Genomic DNA, 16,203 nt, shown 5'->3' on the forward strand with positions numbered 1-16,203 from the left:
TCCGCAGATTGCGTAGCATGAAAACAGGCTATCCGCCCGCCCATTGAGTAGCCCACTAACCAGTAGCGATCAATACCCTGTTGCTTGAGTGTATTCATCAACAACTGATTGACCTGCGCCATACTGCGCACACGGATCGACGATGATCCGCCATGCCCCGGAAGATCCACCAACAGGTTCGGATAATCCGCAAAGTGGGGAACCACGGCCTGCCAATCTTCACTGCTGCCTAAAAAACCGTGTAGCCAAACCAGACAAGGCTGACCATTCTCAATAGCCTCAACAGCACCCTGTTTTTGGCAATAAAGCGTGGTTTGTAGGATAGCGTCGTGCTCTCGTTGCATATTTCAGTGAACCTGTAGATTCAGTCATTCGGTTGATAACGGGCTGCATAGCCGACTATGCAGCATCCAGAGGGATCGTATCGGGATCAAATCAATTAATCACCGCATCACGCACTTGCTGTAACAGCGTGCGTAATGTCTCTGCGCCTTCGCTATCGGCTACTTTCAGCTCCATCAACATCGCCCCATTTTTGATGTAGGCCTGACGCAGAGCCGTACCCACATCGGCCCAAGTATAAGGGCGCGTATAGGTCATACCGAACATCGCGGCGGCATGCGAGAAGTCCAGACCATGCGGCATACGGTAGAGACGATCTCGCTCTTCTGACGGCACAGGCAGCATGTCAAAAATTGCGCCACCGTTGTTGTTCACCACAATCAGCACAAACGGCACGCCTAAGTTGCGCAGCAGTGCCATTGAGTTTAGGTCATACAACGCTGACATATCCCCCATGATAGCCAGTGTGGGCTTGCCACCCGCTTTGGCTACGCCTGCGGCAGTCGAGATCAGGCCATCAATCCCACTCGCCCCGCGGTTACTGAAGATCGGGTAGTTTTCCGGCAGTGTGCCGAGTGCATCAATTAAACGCACAATCAGGCTGTTGCCCAAAAATACCTGTCCTTCCGGCGGAAGAATTTTATTTAGGTGGTGGGCAATAGAGGCTTCACAGAGTTTTGATCCCACCTGTTTTTGTACTTGTGTATGGGAAAAACGCGCCAGTGCGGGCAATTCAGGAGCCCACGGTTTACGGGTGCTTTCTGCCGGATGCACGCTAATCCACTGTGCCACCGCACAAGAAATTCGGCGGCTGTGCTGATGATACGGGTCAAGCCGCCCCTGCTGCGGGTCAATCAGCCAGTATTCAGGCACACTCAGTGTCTCTAGCCACTGGTTAATACGCTTAGAGATAAAGCGCGCACCAAATTGCAGCACAATATCTGCTTCAGCCAACCGCTCAAGAGCATGCGAATTGCTCATCCACAAATCGGCATAAGGCAACATCGGTGAGACACCCGACTGCACATCAGTAATCAGTGGCCAACCCAGTTGTTGCGCCCATGCCGCAATCGCCGCACCTTCACCGAGTGCCAACTGACCGACAACAATCACCCCTTTCTGACGGCGCAGAGTTTCCCACTGAGGATCAGTTTCAGCCTGCGCAACCGGTGCACTAAAGCTAACCCACGGCGTGCTACTTTGTAGCCAGCTATTTACCGGTGCTAACCACTCAGTAAACGCGTGCTGATCGTTGCCATACAAGGGTTCGGCAAACGGGCAGTTAATATGCACCGCACCACCCTGCTGATGTTGTTGATGCATAGCATCATCCAACGTTGACAGTAACCAGCGTGCCGGAATATCAGCACTTGGCCGTGGTAAGTTAAGGCTAACACAAGGGTGAGAAGCAAACATATCAGGCTGACGAATAGCCTGATTTGCGCCACAATCGACCAACTCAGGTGGCCGATCGGCAGTCAGCAGTACCAGTTTCTCTTTGGTTAACCCCGCCTCAATCAGGGCAGGATAGAGATTAGCGACCGCCGTACCGGATGTCACAATCACGGCAACCGGTTGATTTAAGGTTTTCGCCATACCAAGGGCCATATGCCCCAATCCACGCTCATCAAAATGCGTGTGGCAGGTTAGTTTTGCATGCGCAGCCGCTTCTAGCGTAAGCGGTGTAGAACGGGAACCGGGTGCAATACAGACATGGCGCACCCCGTGACGGGTAATCGCTTCCAGTACTACCCCCGCCCAGCGACGATTAAAGGCACTCATTGACATAGTCGGGCTCCAGCAGAGTGCGCAGACCGGCCGCTTTGCGCTCGATCTCCTGCCACTCAGCTTCTGGGTCAGAGCCGGGCACAATTCCTGCGCCGGCAAATAAATGAACGTAATGTTGTTGAATTAATGCAGAGCGGATCGCTACCGTAAATTCGGCGCGATCACGCGAAAGATAGCCGACTGAACCGGCATACCAGCCCCGTTCAAACGGCTCATGTTCATGGATAAATGCGCGAGCAGGTTCGCGCGGCAATCCGGCCACTGCCGCAGTAGGATGTAGCCACTCAAGACACTCGGCATCATCACGGGTACGTAACTGGGCGGTAATTTTCCGGCGTAAGTGCTGCACTTTACGCAAAGCCAACACTTCTGCCGAAAGCACATCAACATTATCTACATGCCCGTTTAAACGGGTGCAGATATCCTCAACCACCAGCAGATTTTCATGTTGATTCTTTTTATCTGAAAGTAGCCAGTTTGCCAGTTGAGCGTCACGCTTATCATCGCCGGTACGCGATACCGTTCCAGCCAATGCCTCTGTGTGTAACGCCAACCCGTGCCGCCGGAACAAACGTTCAGGGCTTGATCCAACAAAGCCATGTTTATCATCCATCGCCAACATAAAATGAAAGCAGCGGTGATTAACCCTGCGGCTGGCGTTGAGCAACTGTGGTGCAGCAACTGGCGTATCAAGCGTTAACGTGGTTTTACGTGCCAGCACCACTTTATCAACCTGATGGGTATCAATGGCCGACAGAGCTCGGTTGACAAGATCACACCATGCCCCGTGCTCCGGTAAATGCTGCGCATTTATCACAGTCACATCCGGCAGCGTTAAGGCCGTACCACTGACTAAGGCGCTGAACTGCTGCCATGCCAGAGCCGCATCTGCACGTAAAGAGGTCTGGCTAAATAGATTAATAACCAGTTGTGCACCTTTTGTGCCCTGACTCAGCTCAAAACGCGGCAGAAAAAACCAGCCACTGAGACAACCATGACTGCGGGCCTGTTCACCATCAAAAGCCGTTCCACCCCATAGGCGAAATGCACTCTCTTGCTGGCGCACAAATGCACTGGCAGCATCAGGACGTGTAAAATTACGCACCTGCCCCAGTGCAGCCACCTCTTCAGAGCCATCACGGTGTAACCAATAGAATTTAGGAAACAGCGTCTGTGCTGCCAGCCAGTCGAGTAACTTACCCATTTCCTGACGTTTCAGCGGAAGTATTATCCGCTGAGCACCTGTATTCGGCGGGAAAACAGCGTCGGTTGAGCTCACATCGTTCTGCGTCGGGTTCAGTTTCGCACCCTTTTTTTCTGCTGTTTTTTCAGCTGACGCGCCGTTTTCCGGCCAAGAACAGAGTAACTGATGCACACGTGGCATCAGGTCATCAAGCAGATTCAAAGTAACCTCATGCGTAAATTATCCGCTCACGGGTCATCTCTTCCCATTTTACGATCTATATTGCCTATCGTTAATCGAGAGAAATCACAAAAAAACAGTGATAAAACAGTTGTATTGTAACGCTAAATTACAATGTTTAACGACTACACCCGTAAAGCCCTGTGCTGCACACACAATTTTAATCTATTTTATCTGCAATTATCATAACAAAACACCGTAAATTTCAGTTATGCAATCCGATATCCGCTAATATCGCTACTGGATACAGAGCCTTGCTCCAAAATCAGGTTTTTGTCTTTCGAATAAGGAACTTGCGGAGTAAAGTGCTATAGATACCTACATTTTAGTTAATGATTTCAAATAATGGCGCGCTAATCATGCACTTACTCAATAAATCAATCAAATTAGATAACGTTTGTTATGACATTCGCGGGCCAGTACTGAAAGAGGCGAAGCGCCTTGAGGAAGAGGGCCACAACATCCTCAAACTGAACATTGGAAATCCGGCCCCGTTTGGGTTTGATGCACCCGATGAAATTTTAGTCGATGTTATTCGTAATCTGCCGACCGCACAGGGCTACTGTGACTCAAAAGGTCTGTATTCGGCACGTAAAGCCATTATGCAGCACTACCAAAAGCGCAACATGATGGATATTACGGTAGAAGATATCTATATCGGTAATGGCGTGTCAGAACTGATTGTGATGGCGATGCAGGCACTGCTCAATACCGGTGATGAGATCTTAGTCCCCGCCCCAGATTACCCATTATGGACAGCCGCAGTCTCACTCTCTGGCGGCAATGCCGTACACTATATGTGTGATGAAGATGCTGGCTGGTTTCCTGATATTGATGATATCAAACGTAAAATCACACCCAACACCAAAGGGATTGTCATCATCAACCCGAACAACCCAACCGGTGCGGTCTACAGTAAAGAGCTACTGCTAGAGGTTGTTGAGGTGGCGCGTCAGCATAATCTGACTATTTTTGCCGACGAAATTTACGACAAAATTCTCTACGATGAAGCCAAACATTACTCGATTGCCGCATTAGCGCCTGATCTACTTACCGTCACCTTCAACGGGTTGTCAAAAACCTACCGTGTAGCGGGTTTCCGGCAGGGCTGGATGGTTCTCAATGGCCCGAAAAAGCACGCCAAAGGCTATATCGAAGGGCTAGATATGCTGGCCTCTATGCGCTTGTGTGCCAACGTGCCAATGCAACATGCCATCCAAACCGCCATTGGTGGCTACCAGAGTATCAGTGAATTTATCCAGCCCGGCGGACGCTTGTATGAACAGCGTAACCGCGCGTGGGAGCTGATCAACCAGATCCCGGGGATATCCTGTGTCAAACCGATGGGAGCGTTATACATGTTCCCCCGCCTTGATCAGAAAAAATTCAATATCCAAAATGATCAGAAAATGGTGTTTGATCTGCTAATGCAGGAGAAAGTGCTGCTGGTGCAAGGCACAGGTTTTAACTGGCCACAGCATGACCACTTCCGCATTGTTACCCTGCCTCGAGTGGATACGCTGGAGATGGCCATCGGCAAACTTGGCCGTTTTTTTGCCGGTTATCACCAGTAAAATAGCGTCACCGTAAATAATCTTATCGGCAGTGCGCCTTCTCATGCGTCACCTTTTTTCAGAAAGGCCTTATGAGAGTTGCACTGCCTGTTTCTGCCCCTCTTTTACGTAGCGTAACGCGTTGTTTCCTATTCATGGGCATGCTGTTTTCCCTTTTCTGCGATAAACTCTCGTACAAGACAACACATAAAGCATATACCGCTTATGTTTAGCCTACTTTTTGTTTATTAATAGGCCTGTTTATTGATATACCCGTTTATTGATACGCCTCTTTACTGATGGCCTTATGCTGACGAGGATCGTTATGAATCACAGCCACTTTTTTGCCTATCTTTCACGCATGAAGCTGATTAATCGCTGGCCACTGATGCGCAACATCCGTGCAGAAAATATCTCTGAACACAGTTTACAAGTGGCCTTTGTTGCCCATGCTTTGGCATTGATTAAAAACAAAAAGTTTGGGGGAAATGTCAACCCTGAACGTATCGCACTGATTGCCATGTTCCATGATGCCAGCGAAGTGCTGACCGGTGATTTACCCACCCCGATTAAATACCACAATCCTGAAATTGCCCGCGAATATAAGAAAATTGAAAAAATCGCCGAAAATAGGTTGATTGATATGCTGCCAGAAGAGTTTCAGGAGGATTACCGCCCGCTGATTAACTCAGATGAACACGAACCCGAAGAGCAGTTGCTGGTAAAACAAGCTGACTCACTCTGTGCATACTTAAAATGCATTGAAGAGCTTGAAGCGGGTAATAATGAATTTAAACTGGCAAAAAAACGCCTGAAAAAAACGCTCAAAGAGCGCCACAGCGAAGAGATGGACTATTTTATGACCGTGTTTGTTCCTAGTTTTCATCTGTCACTCGATGAAATTAGCCATGACGAACAGGGCGAGCATCACAGCTTGTGATGAAAAATACCGACAGCACCAACAAGCCTCACACAGACAAATAACGGGATAACCTATGAAACGTATTGCGGCACTGGTTGTACTGGTCGCTCTGACCGGCTGCAAAGACAAAGAAAAAGAGCTAAAAGTCACCATTGATCAGCCCACACTGGCTCCGCAGCAAATTCAGAGCGTAGTCAGTGCATGGCGTAAACTCAAAACACTGTGCCCAGCACTTGCACACCGTGATATCACCCATGTCACCGGCATATTAGAAGATGAAAACACCATGCCGGGCTGGAGTTCAATGTATCCGCAGTACCGGAAATTTCTTTGGGTCGGAGATATGCTGTTTAACGTAGAGCGCACCTTGGGCGATGTAAATACCGATGCCAACAGTGCCAGCGCACAAAAACAGCAGTACAACTTTATGTTTGGATACGGTCGTCAACCGGCCATTTTATATAAAGAGAGTGATGTCACCGCGCTGTGTGGTTGGGAAAACAGCGTTGAACAAGAAAATGGAGTGTGGATCAAAAAGCTCTAATTGCATCACCATAAAAAAGGCGCAAACCTCAACGTTCACTGCAGAAGTTGCCCCTTTTTTTAAACACAGTGCTGCTAGAACATGCAGCACTGTGAGAACATTGAGTACCACAGAACAATTTAGTACTGCTGAAAAATTTCCTGAATTTTAGCCGGATCTTTGGTTTCAGTTAGCGCCAGTTGCAACAACACACGCGCTTTTTGTGGATTAAGCGCACCCGAGGCCACAAAACCATATTTTGCATCATCAATTTCGGCATCCAGCGTCGTTGCTCCAGTCGGCACGCGTGATGAACGAACCACCGCCGTGCCCTGCTTTGCCGCCTTCTCCAGTACATCAAACGTTGTATTATACAGATTACCGTTACCCACACCGGCCGTCACGATACCATCATATTTAGCGTCAACCAGTGCTTTTACCGGCTCTACCGCCATGTTTGAATAACCGTACACAATTCCCACTTTCGGCAGTTTATCAAGTTTACTGATATCAAACTGCGCGCCTTCAGTATGCTTGCGGGTTGGTGTGCGCTGATAATCAATTTTACCGTTATGGATATACCCTAACGGGCCAAAATTTGGTGCTTGAAACGTATTCACTTCTGTTGTGCTCATTTTCACAACATTACGCGCACCCAACACCGTATCATTCATCGCGACCATCACACCGCGCCCTTTTGATGCAGTATCTGCTGCCGTAACCACGGCGTTATACAGATTAAACGGGCCATCGGCACTCATCGCAGTTGATGGGCGCATTGCACCAACCAAAACAACCGGCTTATCACTTTTCACCGTGAGATTCAGAAAATAGGCTGTCTCTTCCATGGTGTCTGTACCATGTGTGATCACAATGCCATCAACATCCTCTTTCGCCAGCAGAGCATTCACACGTTTGGCCAGTGTTAGCCAAACGTCATCATTCATATCCTGTGAACCAATTTTTACCACCTGCTCACCGGTGACATCTGCTACCTTACTCATTTCTGGCACAGCGGCAATCAGGGCATCTACACCCACTTTGCCTGCGGTATAACCCGAATCAGTGGCCGAATTCGTGGTACTTGCTCCGGCAATCGTGCCGCCTGTTGCCAAAATGGTAATATTGGGTAAATCAGCGGCAAATGCAGCACTTGAAAACCACAATGCAACCACTGATGCACTTAATGTTTTTTTGAAGGATTTATGCAGAGTCATTAATATTACATCCATTTAGTTATTGACAAATTGCCATGAAAGTAGCAAATGCGTTCTTTAGCCGGCGCAATTATGCCGAGCGTAAATAATAAAAATGTGATTAATCGTATAAAAAAGTGCTAAGTGCAGCATAAAAACCTAAGAGTGTTAATTACCGCACATAAAAATAGCGGACAATCGGGCTCTCTTAGTACAGAGGAAGGAGGATGTGCATGATCGCCAAAATAATACTGGCACTGGCTATTACCGGTGCTAGTGCCGTGTTGCCAGTAGCAGCAAATACCACACGGCTACAGGTTGCTGATGACTCACAAAATAGCCAGCAACGGGAACAGGCCTTTGCCGCGCTCGCCTCTAGCCTACCGCCCGATCCGGGGATGGCCGGTACATTAACGCTTGAGGGCATTGATCTTGATGGCAACGGAATACGTGATGATGTGCAGCGGAAAATTGCACAGCGTTACCCTAGCGAACCGAGTAAACGTGCTGCGCTGATGCAGCTTGCTGCGGCAATCAGCCAAAGTATGATGACTTATAATCAAGAGTTAGAGGATAAAAAAGCCATCTCTGTCACCGGCGAACCGATTGCTCGAGCAGCGGCCTGTGCAACATTCCAAAATGTGATCCCCGATTTCCCATTAAAAGAAATTGAGCAATGGATCACCAATACACCCGAGCGACAGCTTGCTTATTCCGCGCTGAACGATTATCTATCTGTAAACGGTGATTTTTATAATTACACCGTTGAAGGCGCAGCAAATTGCGATAGTACGTTTTATCAGAATGAAGTACGTTAATATTGCGCTACAATCAACAGGCTTCCCAAATAAACAAAACAACAGGTTCACAATTGCCATAAAACAGCAGTAATGTAACACCTGAACCGCCGGGATGAGTTTTACCGGCATTCTTGACTCAATCAAACGGACTCTATGCACATGCAAACTTTCATTCCGGGCAAAGACGCAGCCCTAGAAGATTCTATCGAGCGTTTCCAGTCCAAACTGAAAGCATTGGGCTTTAATATTGAAGAAGCCTCATGGTTAAACCCAGTGCCTAATGTCTGGTCCGTTCATATCCGTGATAAAGACTGTCCGCAGTGCTTTACTAACGGTAAAGGTGCAACTAAAAAGGCCGCGCTGGCCTCTGCACTGGGTGAGTATTTTGAACGCCTGTCTACTAACTACTTCTTCGCCGATTTTTATCTTGGAGAGCAGATCGCTAACGGCGATTTTGTGCACTACCCCGATGAAAAATGGTTCGCTATTCCTGAAGACGACAGCCTACCAGAGGGTATTTTGGATGATAGTCTGCGTGACTATTATGATCCAGAAGGTGAACTGCTGGCATCAGGCCTGATTGACCTGCAATCGGGCAATGAAGAGCGCGGGATCTGCGCCCTGCCATTTACCCGCCAGTCAGACGGTGAAACCGTCTATATCCCGATGAATATCGTTGCCAACTTGTATGTGTCAAACGGTATGTCTGCCGGTAACACCCGCTATGAAGCGCGTGTTCAGGGCTTATCTGAAGTTTTCGAACGCTACATTAAAAACCGCATTATTGCCGAAGGCATCAGCCTGCCTGAAATTCCGGCTGAAGTCATGGCACGTTACCCGCATGTACAAGAGGCCATTGCAACGCTAGAAACTGCAGGCTACCCAATTTTTGCCTATGATGCTTCGCTCGGTGGCCAGTATCCGGTCATTTGCGTGGTACTGTTTAACCCAGAAAATGGCAGTTGCTTTGCCTCGTTCGGCGCACACCCGATGTTTGGTGTAGCACTTGAGCGTACGGTGACAGAACTGCTGCAAGGCCGCAGTCTCAAAGATCTCGACGTGTTTATGCCTCCGTCATTTGATAACGATGATGTTGCCGAACATGCCAACCTTGAAACCCACTTCATTGACTCAAGCGGTTTGATTTCGTGGGATATGTTCAAAGCCGAGGCCGACTATGAGTTTGCTGACTGGAACTTTGGTGATGATACCGAGCAAGAGTTTGCTGGATTGATGAGCATCTTTGCCGATGAAGATGTAGATGTGTATATTGCCGACTACGAGCATTTAGGCGTGTATGCCTGCCGTATTTTAGTGCCAAGCATGTCTGATATTTACCCGGCTGATGATCTGCTGCTGGCCAACAACAATATGGGTATGCACCTACGCGACATCATCTTAAGCCTGCCAGATTCTGAATGGGAAAAAGAGGATTACATGGCCTTCTATAACCAGTTAGATGAAGAAGGCATGGATGATTTCACTCGCGTACGTGAGCTGCTTGGTTTTGTTCCAGGAGCAAATAGCGCATGGAATACTCTGCGTGTTGGTGAGCTGAAATCAATGCTGGCACTGGCAGCAGGCGAGCTTGATGTTGCGCTCGAGTGGGCTGATTGGACAATGGAGTTCAACGCATCAGTGTTCTCAACTGAGCGCGCCAACTACTACCGTTGCCTAAAAGCCTCATTAGAGTTGTTCTTGGATGAAGATCGTCATCCTGAACAATATCGCCATGCATTTGAGCGCATGTACGGCACACAAACCGTGAGTGAAGCATGGGCTGCCGTTCAGGGTGAGCAGCGCTTCTTTGGTCTTATCGCCTCTGACAGTGATCTAAACGAATTTCCAGCGCATCAGGCTCTACTACACGCCTATCAAAAGCTACAAAATGCAAAGCGCACTTACTGGAGTTAAATTCAGTCGCGTATAAATACTGATCATTTCAGTCAAACGGCACAGGCTTAAATGAAACCTGTGCCGTTTTTTTATACGCATAATGTCTACTGCATTTAGTACAAATGCATAATAATAAAAGAGACAAAACACCGTTATAATGTCTTGTTACAAAATGTGATAACAACACCAGCAACTTAAACAAAAAAGTCAGCGTATGCACCAAATTGAACTACACTTATTTCTACCTTATCGCGTGTATAAGTTGTGCATAGTTTTGTTAGTGTCTATCTAAAAATGATCTGTAATGGTTTTATTTGTGATCAAGATCACCCACAATAGACCATGGCTAACCCGCTGATACTGTTATTTTTTTTCGTAAATTAGTTACATTCAATTTTTAATGTAAAATTTAAAAAAAATTTTCTTTTTATTTTTCATGTAGTTAAATATTTCACCCTGTTAATAACCTTGTAAATTGTGTTATCTAATTTCACGGACATGATCTAGATCAATTTTAAATGAAAGCTGTTTTGCTAGTATTGTCTCGCCAATTTCATGTCAATGAGTACCCGTGTGTGAAAACAGAAAACTCATCTCATGTTGATGCTTTAGCGCCAGCAACCATGGCTAAAAAAGCCGAAGATGTCGGTGTTTACAAAGCAACTAAAAATCAGAACCAATCGTTCTTACTTGCCATCATGGCAGGTGTATTTATCTCCATCGCATTTGTTTTTTATACCACCGTCATGACAGGAACCGGCAGCGTTGCTTGGGGCTTGGCCAAAATGATGGGCGGTGTCGCCTTTGCCTTAGGTTTAATCCTTGTTGTGCTCTGTGGCGGCGAACTCTTCACTTCTACCGTATTAACCCTCGTGGCCAAAGCCAGTAATCGCATATCTTGGGCACAAATGTTCAAGAACTGGGGTGTGGTGTATGTCGGTAACTTTATCGGTGCTATATTCTTTGTAGGCCTGATCTGGTTTGCCGGTCAACATACTGCTGCCGATGGGCAATGGGGTCTGACCGTTCTTAAAACGGCACAACACAAACTACACCACAGCTTCGTTGAAGCGGTTGCCCTCGGTATTCTGGCTAACCTGATGGTCTGTTTGGCGGTATGGATGACCTATGCAGGCCGTTCCGTGACCGATAAGATTCTTGCTATGCTGTTACCTGTCGCCATGTTTGTGGCCAGCGGATTTGAACACAGCATCGCAAACATGTTTATGATCCCAATGGGTATCGTGGTTCACACCTTTGCTAGCCCAGAGTTCTGGACCAGCATAAACGTTGACCCTGCTCAGTTTGCTGATTTAACCGTCTCTCATTTTGTCTTCAACAACCTCATCCCTGTTACCTTGGGTAATATTATCGGTGGTGCGCTGCTGGTCGGAATGATGAACTGGGTTATCTTTTTGCGCGGAGAGAAAGTTTTACCTGTCTCACTGCGTACTGCGCTTTCGCAAGAAACACCTCAGAATTAAGGTAGGTACATACAATGACCGAATTAAATCAAAACTTCGCTAACGCATGGGAAGGCTTTGCTTCCGGTGAATGGCAACACGCTGTCGACGTACGTGACTTCATTCAGAAGAACTACGCGCCGTATGAAGGCGATGAAGCGTTCCTAGCGGGTGCAACTGAAGCGACCACCAAGTTGTGGGATTCCGTCATGGAAGGCATCAAAGAAGAGAACCGCACGCATTCGCCGGTTGACTTTGATACTGACCTGCCAGCTACCATCACTTCTCACGGTGCAGGTTACATCGACCAGTCTCTTGAGACTATCGTTGGTCTGCAAACTGATGCTCCTCTGAAGCGTGCGCTGATTCCATTCGGCGGCATCAAGATGGTTGAAGGTTCTTGCAAAGTTTACGGTCGTGAACTTGACCCAATGGTTAAGAAAATCTTCACCGAATACCGTAAAACGCATAACCAAGGCGTGTTTGATATCTATACCCCTGATATCCTGCGCTGCCGTAAGTCAGGCGTACTGACTGGTCTGCCAGATGCGTATGGCCGTGGCCGTATCATTGGTGACTACCGTCGTGTTGCACTGTACGGTATCGACTTCCTGCTGGCTGACAAATTCGCACAGTTCACTTCCCTGCAAGAGCGCATGGAAAACGGCGAAGATCTGCAAATGACCATGCAACTGCGTGAAGAAATTGCAGAACAGCACCGTGCACTGGGTCAAATTAAGCAGATGGCAGCCACCTACGGTTGTGATATCTCTGCGCCAGCAAAAACTGCACAAGAAGCTATTCAGTGGACTTACTTCGGCTACCTGGCTGCAGTGAAATCACAAAATGGCGCGGCAATGTCTCTGGGCCGTACCTCTTCATTCCTCGATATCTACATCGAGCGTGACCTGAAAGCAGGTCTGATCACTGAAGAACAAGCGCAAGAGATGATTGACCATTTCGTCATGAAACTGCGTATGGTACGTTTCCTGCGTACACCTGAGTACGATACTCTGTTCTCTGGTGACCCAATCTGGGCAACTGAATCACTGGCAGGTATGGGCTTAGATGGCCGTACTATGGTGACGAAGAGCAGCTTCCGCTTCCTGAACACCCTTTACACCATGGGCCCATCTCCAGAGCCGAACATGACCATCCTGTGGTCTGAAGCACTGCCAGAAGGCTTTAAGCGTTACTCAGCGAAAGTGTCTATCGATACCTCTTCCCTGCAGTACGAAAACGATGATCTGATGCGTCCAGACTTCAACTCTGACGACTACGCAATCGCATGTTGCGTATCTCCGATGATCGTTGGTAAGCAAATGCAGTTCTTCGGTGCTCGTGCAAACTTGGCTAAAACCATGCTGTACGCAATCAACGGCGGCGTTGATGAAAAACTGAAAATGCAAGTTGGCCCGAAAGAAGCGCCAATGACTGATGCCGTTCTTGATTACACCAAAGTCATGGATCGTCTGGATCACTTCATGGATTGGCTGGCGAAGCAGTACGTCACTGCACTGAACGTTATCCACTTCATGCACGACAAGTACAGCTACGAAGCTTCTCTGATGGCGCTGCACGACCGTGACGTAGTTCGCACTATGGCATGTGGTATCGCAGGTCTGTCTGTTGCTGCTGACTCCCTGTCTGCAATCAAATACGCAACTGTTAAACCAGTGCGTGATGAAGACGGTATCGCAGTAGACTTCGAAATCGAAGGCGACTATCCGAAGTTTGGTAACAACGATTCACGTGTAGATGACATCGCTTGTGATCTGGTTGAGCGTTTCATGACCAAAATCCGTGCGCTGAAAACTTACCGTGACGCTATCCCAACTCAGTCAGTTCTGACCATCACCTCTAACGTGGTTTATGGTAAGAAAACCGGTAACACACCAGATGGTCGTCGCGCTGGCGCACCATTCGGTCCAGGTGCTAACCCAATGCACGGCCGTGATGAGAAAGGTGCTGTTGCATCCCTGACCTCTGTGGCTAAACTGCCATTTGCGCATGCGAAAGACGGTATCTCTTATACCTTCTCTATCGTACCTAACGCACTGGGTAAAGACATGGAAGCGCAAAAGCGTAACCTGGTTGGCCTGATGGACGGTTACTTCCACCACGAAGCGAGCATCGAAGGTGGTCAACACCTGAACGTGAACGTAATGAACCGTGAAATGCTGCTAGACGCAATGGAAAGCCCAGAGAAATATCCTCAGCTGACCATCCGTGTATCTGGTTATGCAGTACGTTTCAACTCGCTGACTAAAGAACAGCAGCAAGACGTGATTACCCGTACCTTCACCCAGTCACTGTAATCTTGTTATTCCACGAATAACATTACAAACTGCGTGTAAATGCGGAAAAGTCTGCAAAAATCGCGTAAAATAAAAGGCCCTTCGGGGCCTTTTTTATTTTAAACAGGCTGCTATTGTTCAGCCTTATGCGGAGTATTACCTCGCTATGTCAGTGAAAGGACGTATCCACTCTTTCGAATCCTGCGGTACGGTTGACGGCCCAGGGATCCGCTTCATCGTATTTATGCAAGGCTGCCTGATGCGCTGCCTGTACTGCCACAACCGTGATACGTGGGATACCCACGGCGGCAAAGAGGTGACAGTCGATGAAATCATGAATGATTTACGCTCCTACCGCCATTTTATGAAAGCCTCAGGTGGCGGTGTGACGGCATCAGGCGGTGAAGCTATTTTGCAAGCTGAGTTTGTGCGTGATCTGTTCCGCGCCTGCCAAGCAGAAGGGATTCACACCTGTCTAGATACCAACGGTTTTGTACGCAAAATGGAACCGGTGATCGATGAGCTGCTTGATGCCACCGATCTGGTCATGCTCGATCTCAAACAAATTAATGATGATATCCACCACAATCTGGTTGGCGTATCAAACAAGCGGGTCTTAGATTTTGCGCAATACTTAGCCAAAATCAATAAAACCACATGGATCCGCTATGTGATCGTTCCCGGTTATACCGATGATGAAGCCTCAGCACACCAACTGGGTGAATTTATCAAGGATATGAAAAACATAGAGAAAATTGAGCTTCTTCCTTACCATGAATTGGGTAAACACAAGTGGGAAGCCATGGGTGAAGAGTACAAGCTGGCCGGTGTAAAACCACCGAAAAAAGAAACACTTGAGAAAATTAAAACCATTCTTGAAGGTTATGGCCACAAAGTCATGTACTAAGCTTGCTTTAAGCTCGCTTCACCTAAAGACCGGCGCATATCATCTGTGCCGGTTTTTTATTGCAGCCTGTTTTTATTTCAGTATTAGGAAAACCAGCTCGTAAAAGTACACTCCCGCCATAGACCACCATTGGCCATAAAGCGCACTCATTTGCTGTCGGCAACCGCTTTACGGTATCCTGTCGGACAATTTCCCTGACACTGTTTTCTATTATGCCGGCCTCTCACCCAATCTTGAATAATACGCGCATTCTGACACACCTGAAAATGATCAACAGCGAGCTAACGCCTTCGGCGAAACGCTTGGCTGATGCCATCATTCACGCGCCAGAGCAAGCAACACACAGCTCGGTCAGTCAGCTCTCTTTGTGCGCAAAAGTGGGTGAAGCCTCGGTCATTCGCTTTTGCCGATCACTCGGGTTTAAAGGTTTTCAAGAGTTTAAAGTGGCATTGGCGGTAGAAATTGCCAATAAAAATCGGAACATTACTCCCCTGCTTTCACAAGAAGTCGAACTTGACGACCCTACCGATCTGATCGCCAACAAGCTGAAAAACAACCTGATTCAGGTATTGGATGAAACCATTGAACGGCTCGACTACAGCGCAATTTGCCATGTTGTTGATAAGATTGTGAACTGTCGTGATATCTGCTTTTTTGGTGTTGGTTCATCTGGAATTACCGCTGAAGAGGCAAAAAATAAACTCATGCGCATCGGTTATCGCTCCGAAGCGATTACCAACAACCATTTTATGTATATGCGCGCCTCACTGCTCTGTGAACAAGATATCGCCATCGCCATTTCACACTCCGGCAACTCACCGGAAACGATCAAAGCATTGCGTCTAGCAAAAGAGGCCGGTGCATTTACCGTTGCCATCACCCAAAATACGTTTTCAGCCATTTGTACTTATGCAGACTGCATACTCAATAACGGCAATCAGGAAAATTTCCTGCAAGGTGACTCCATCGGCACCAAACTTTCACAACTGTTTATCATTGATCTACTCTACACTTTACTTGTGCAAGCCAAACCCGACAGTGCACGGGAATTTAAGCTTAAAACTACCCGCTCATTAGAGTAACTAACTGTCTT

At 47.6% G+C, this 16,203-nt stretch carries 13 protein-coding genes; 9 read left to right on the top strand and 4 right to left on the bottom strand.

What is annotated here, in order from left to right; translation table 11 throughout:
- From ACRC27_RS12470 to ACRC27_RS12480, 3 genes are all read right to left on the bottom strand, one after another.
- The coding region (locus ACRC27_RS12470) for an alpha/beta fold hydrolase (RefSeq protein WP_438640018.1) at positions 1 to 344 on the bottom strand (344 nt) is incomplete at its 3' end.
- Between the two features lie 91 nt (positions 345 to 435).
- Positions 436 to 2,130, bottom strand: a complete 1,695-nt coding sequence (menD, locus tag ACRC27_RS12475; RefSeq protein ID WP_438640019.1) for a 2-succinyl-5-enolpyruvyl-6-hydroxy-3-cyclohexene-1-carboxylic-acid synthase — start codon at positions 2,128 to 2,130, stop codon at positions 436 to 438.
- Positions 2,111 to 3,535 (bottom strand): isochorismate synthase, encoded by a 1,425-nt coding sequence (locus ACRC27_RS12480; RefSeq protein WP_438640020.1) that lies wholly within the window; start codon positions 3,533 to 3,535, stop codon positions 2,111 to 2,113. The genes menD and ACRC27_RS12480 overlap by 20 nt, the downstream gene beginning before the upstream one ends.
- Positions 3,536 to 3,912: 377 nt before the next feature.
- Here ACRC27_RS12480 and ACRC27_RS12485 point away from each other — a divergent pair, with 377 nt between their 5' ends.
- From ACRC27_RS12485 to ACRC27_RS12495, 3 genes are all read left to right on the top strand, one after another.
- Positions 3,913 to 5,127, top strand: a complete 1,215-nt coding sequence (locus ACRC27_RS12485) for a pyridoxal phosphate-dependent aminotransferase (protein ID WP_438623094.1) — start codon at positions 3,913 to 3,915, stop codon at positions 5,125 to 5,127.
- A 304-nt stretch (positions 5,128 to 5,431) separates the two neighbouring features.
- Positions 5,432 to 6,046 carry a 5'-deoxynucleotidase gene (gene yfbR / locus ACRC27_RS12490; protein ID WP_438623093.1) on the top strand — a complete coding sequence of 205 codons (615 nt, stop codon included), beginning with the start codon at positions 5,432 to 5,434 and terminating at the stop codon, positions 6,044 to 6,046.
- Positions 6,047 to 6,101: 55 nt separating this feature from the next.
- Complete coding sequence (locus tag ACRC27_RS12495; RefSeq protein ID WP_438623092.1) at positions 6,102 to 6,572, top strand: hypothetical protein; 471 nt, start codon at positions 6,102 to 6,104, stop codon at positions 6,570 to 6,572.
- A 119-nt stretch (positions 6,573 to 6,691) separates the two neighbouring features.
- Here the strand turns inward: ACRC27_RS12495 and ansB are convergent, their stop codons facing one another.
- Positions 6,692 to 7,768, bottom strand: coding sequence for an L-asparaginase 2 (ansB, locus tag ACRC27_RS12500; protein ID WP_438623091.1), 1,077 nt, complete (start codon positions 7,766 to 7,768; stop codon positions 6,692 to 6,694).
- A 212-nt stretch (positions 7,769 to 7,980) separates the two neighbouring features.
- On the opposite strand from ansB, the gene ACRC27_RS12505 reads away from it, so the two are divergent.
- The 6 genes from ACRC27_RS12505 to ACRC27_RS12530 all read left to right on the top strand — a co-directional run bounded on the left by ACRC27_RS12505 (position 7,981) and on the right by ACRC27_RS12530 (position 16,192).
- Complete coding sequence (locus ACRC27_RS12505) at positions 7,981 to 8,565, top strand: hypothetical protein (protein WP_438640021.1); 585 nt, start codon at positions 7,981 to 7,983, stop codon at positions 8,563 to 8,565.
- Positions 8,566 to 8,706: 141 nt separating this feature from the next.
- Positions 8,707 to 10,461, top strand: a complete 1,755-nt coding sequence (gene ycaO / locus ACRC27_RS12510; protein ID WP_438629974.1) for a 30S ribosomal protein S12 methylthiotransferase accessory factor YcaO — start codon at positions 8,707 to 8,709, stop codon at positions 10,459 to 10,461.
- A 557-nt stretch (positions 10,462 to 11,018) separates the two neighbouring features.
- A complete protein-coding gene (focA, locus tag ACRC27_RS12515; protein ID WP_438623088.1) occupies positions 11,019 to 11,927 on the top strand; it encodes a formate transporter FocA in 909 nt (302 codons plus the stop codon).
- Between the two features lie 14 nt (positions 11,928 to 11,941).
- A complete protein-coding gene (gene pflB, locus ACRC27_RS12520) occupies positions 11,942 to 14,224 on the top strand; it encodes a formate C-acetyltransferase (protein WP_438629976.1) in 2,283 nt (760 codons plus the stop codon).
- 145 nt (positions 14,225 to 14,369) lie between these two features.
- Complete coding sequence (pflA, locus tag ACRC27_RS12525) at positions 14,370 to 15,110, top strand: pyruvate formate lyase 1-activating protein (protein ID WP_438623086.1); 741 nt, start codon at positions 14,370 to 14,372, stop codon at positions 15,108 to 15,110.
- A gap of 212 nt (positions 15,111 to 15,322) precedes the next feature.
- Positions 15,323 to 16,192 (top strand): MurR/RpiR family transcriptional regulator, encoded by an 870-nt coding sequence (locus ACRC27_RS12530; protein ID WP_438623085.1) that lies wholly within the window; start codon positions 15,323 to 15,325, stop codon positions 16,190 to 16,192.
- Positions 16,193 to 16,203 lie beyond the last annotated feature (11 nt).

The sequence above is a fragment of the Plesiomonas sp. genome, from assembly GCF_051650925.1.
In the GTDB taxonomy this organism is placed as follows: Bacteria; Pseudomonadota; Gammaproteobacteria; order Enterobacterales; family CAMTGL01; genus Plesiomonas.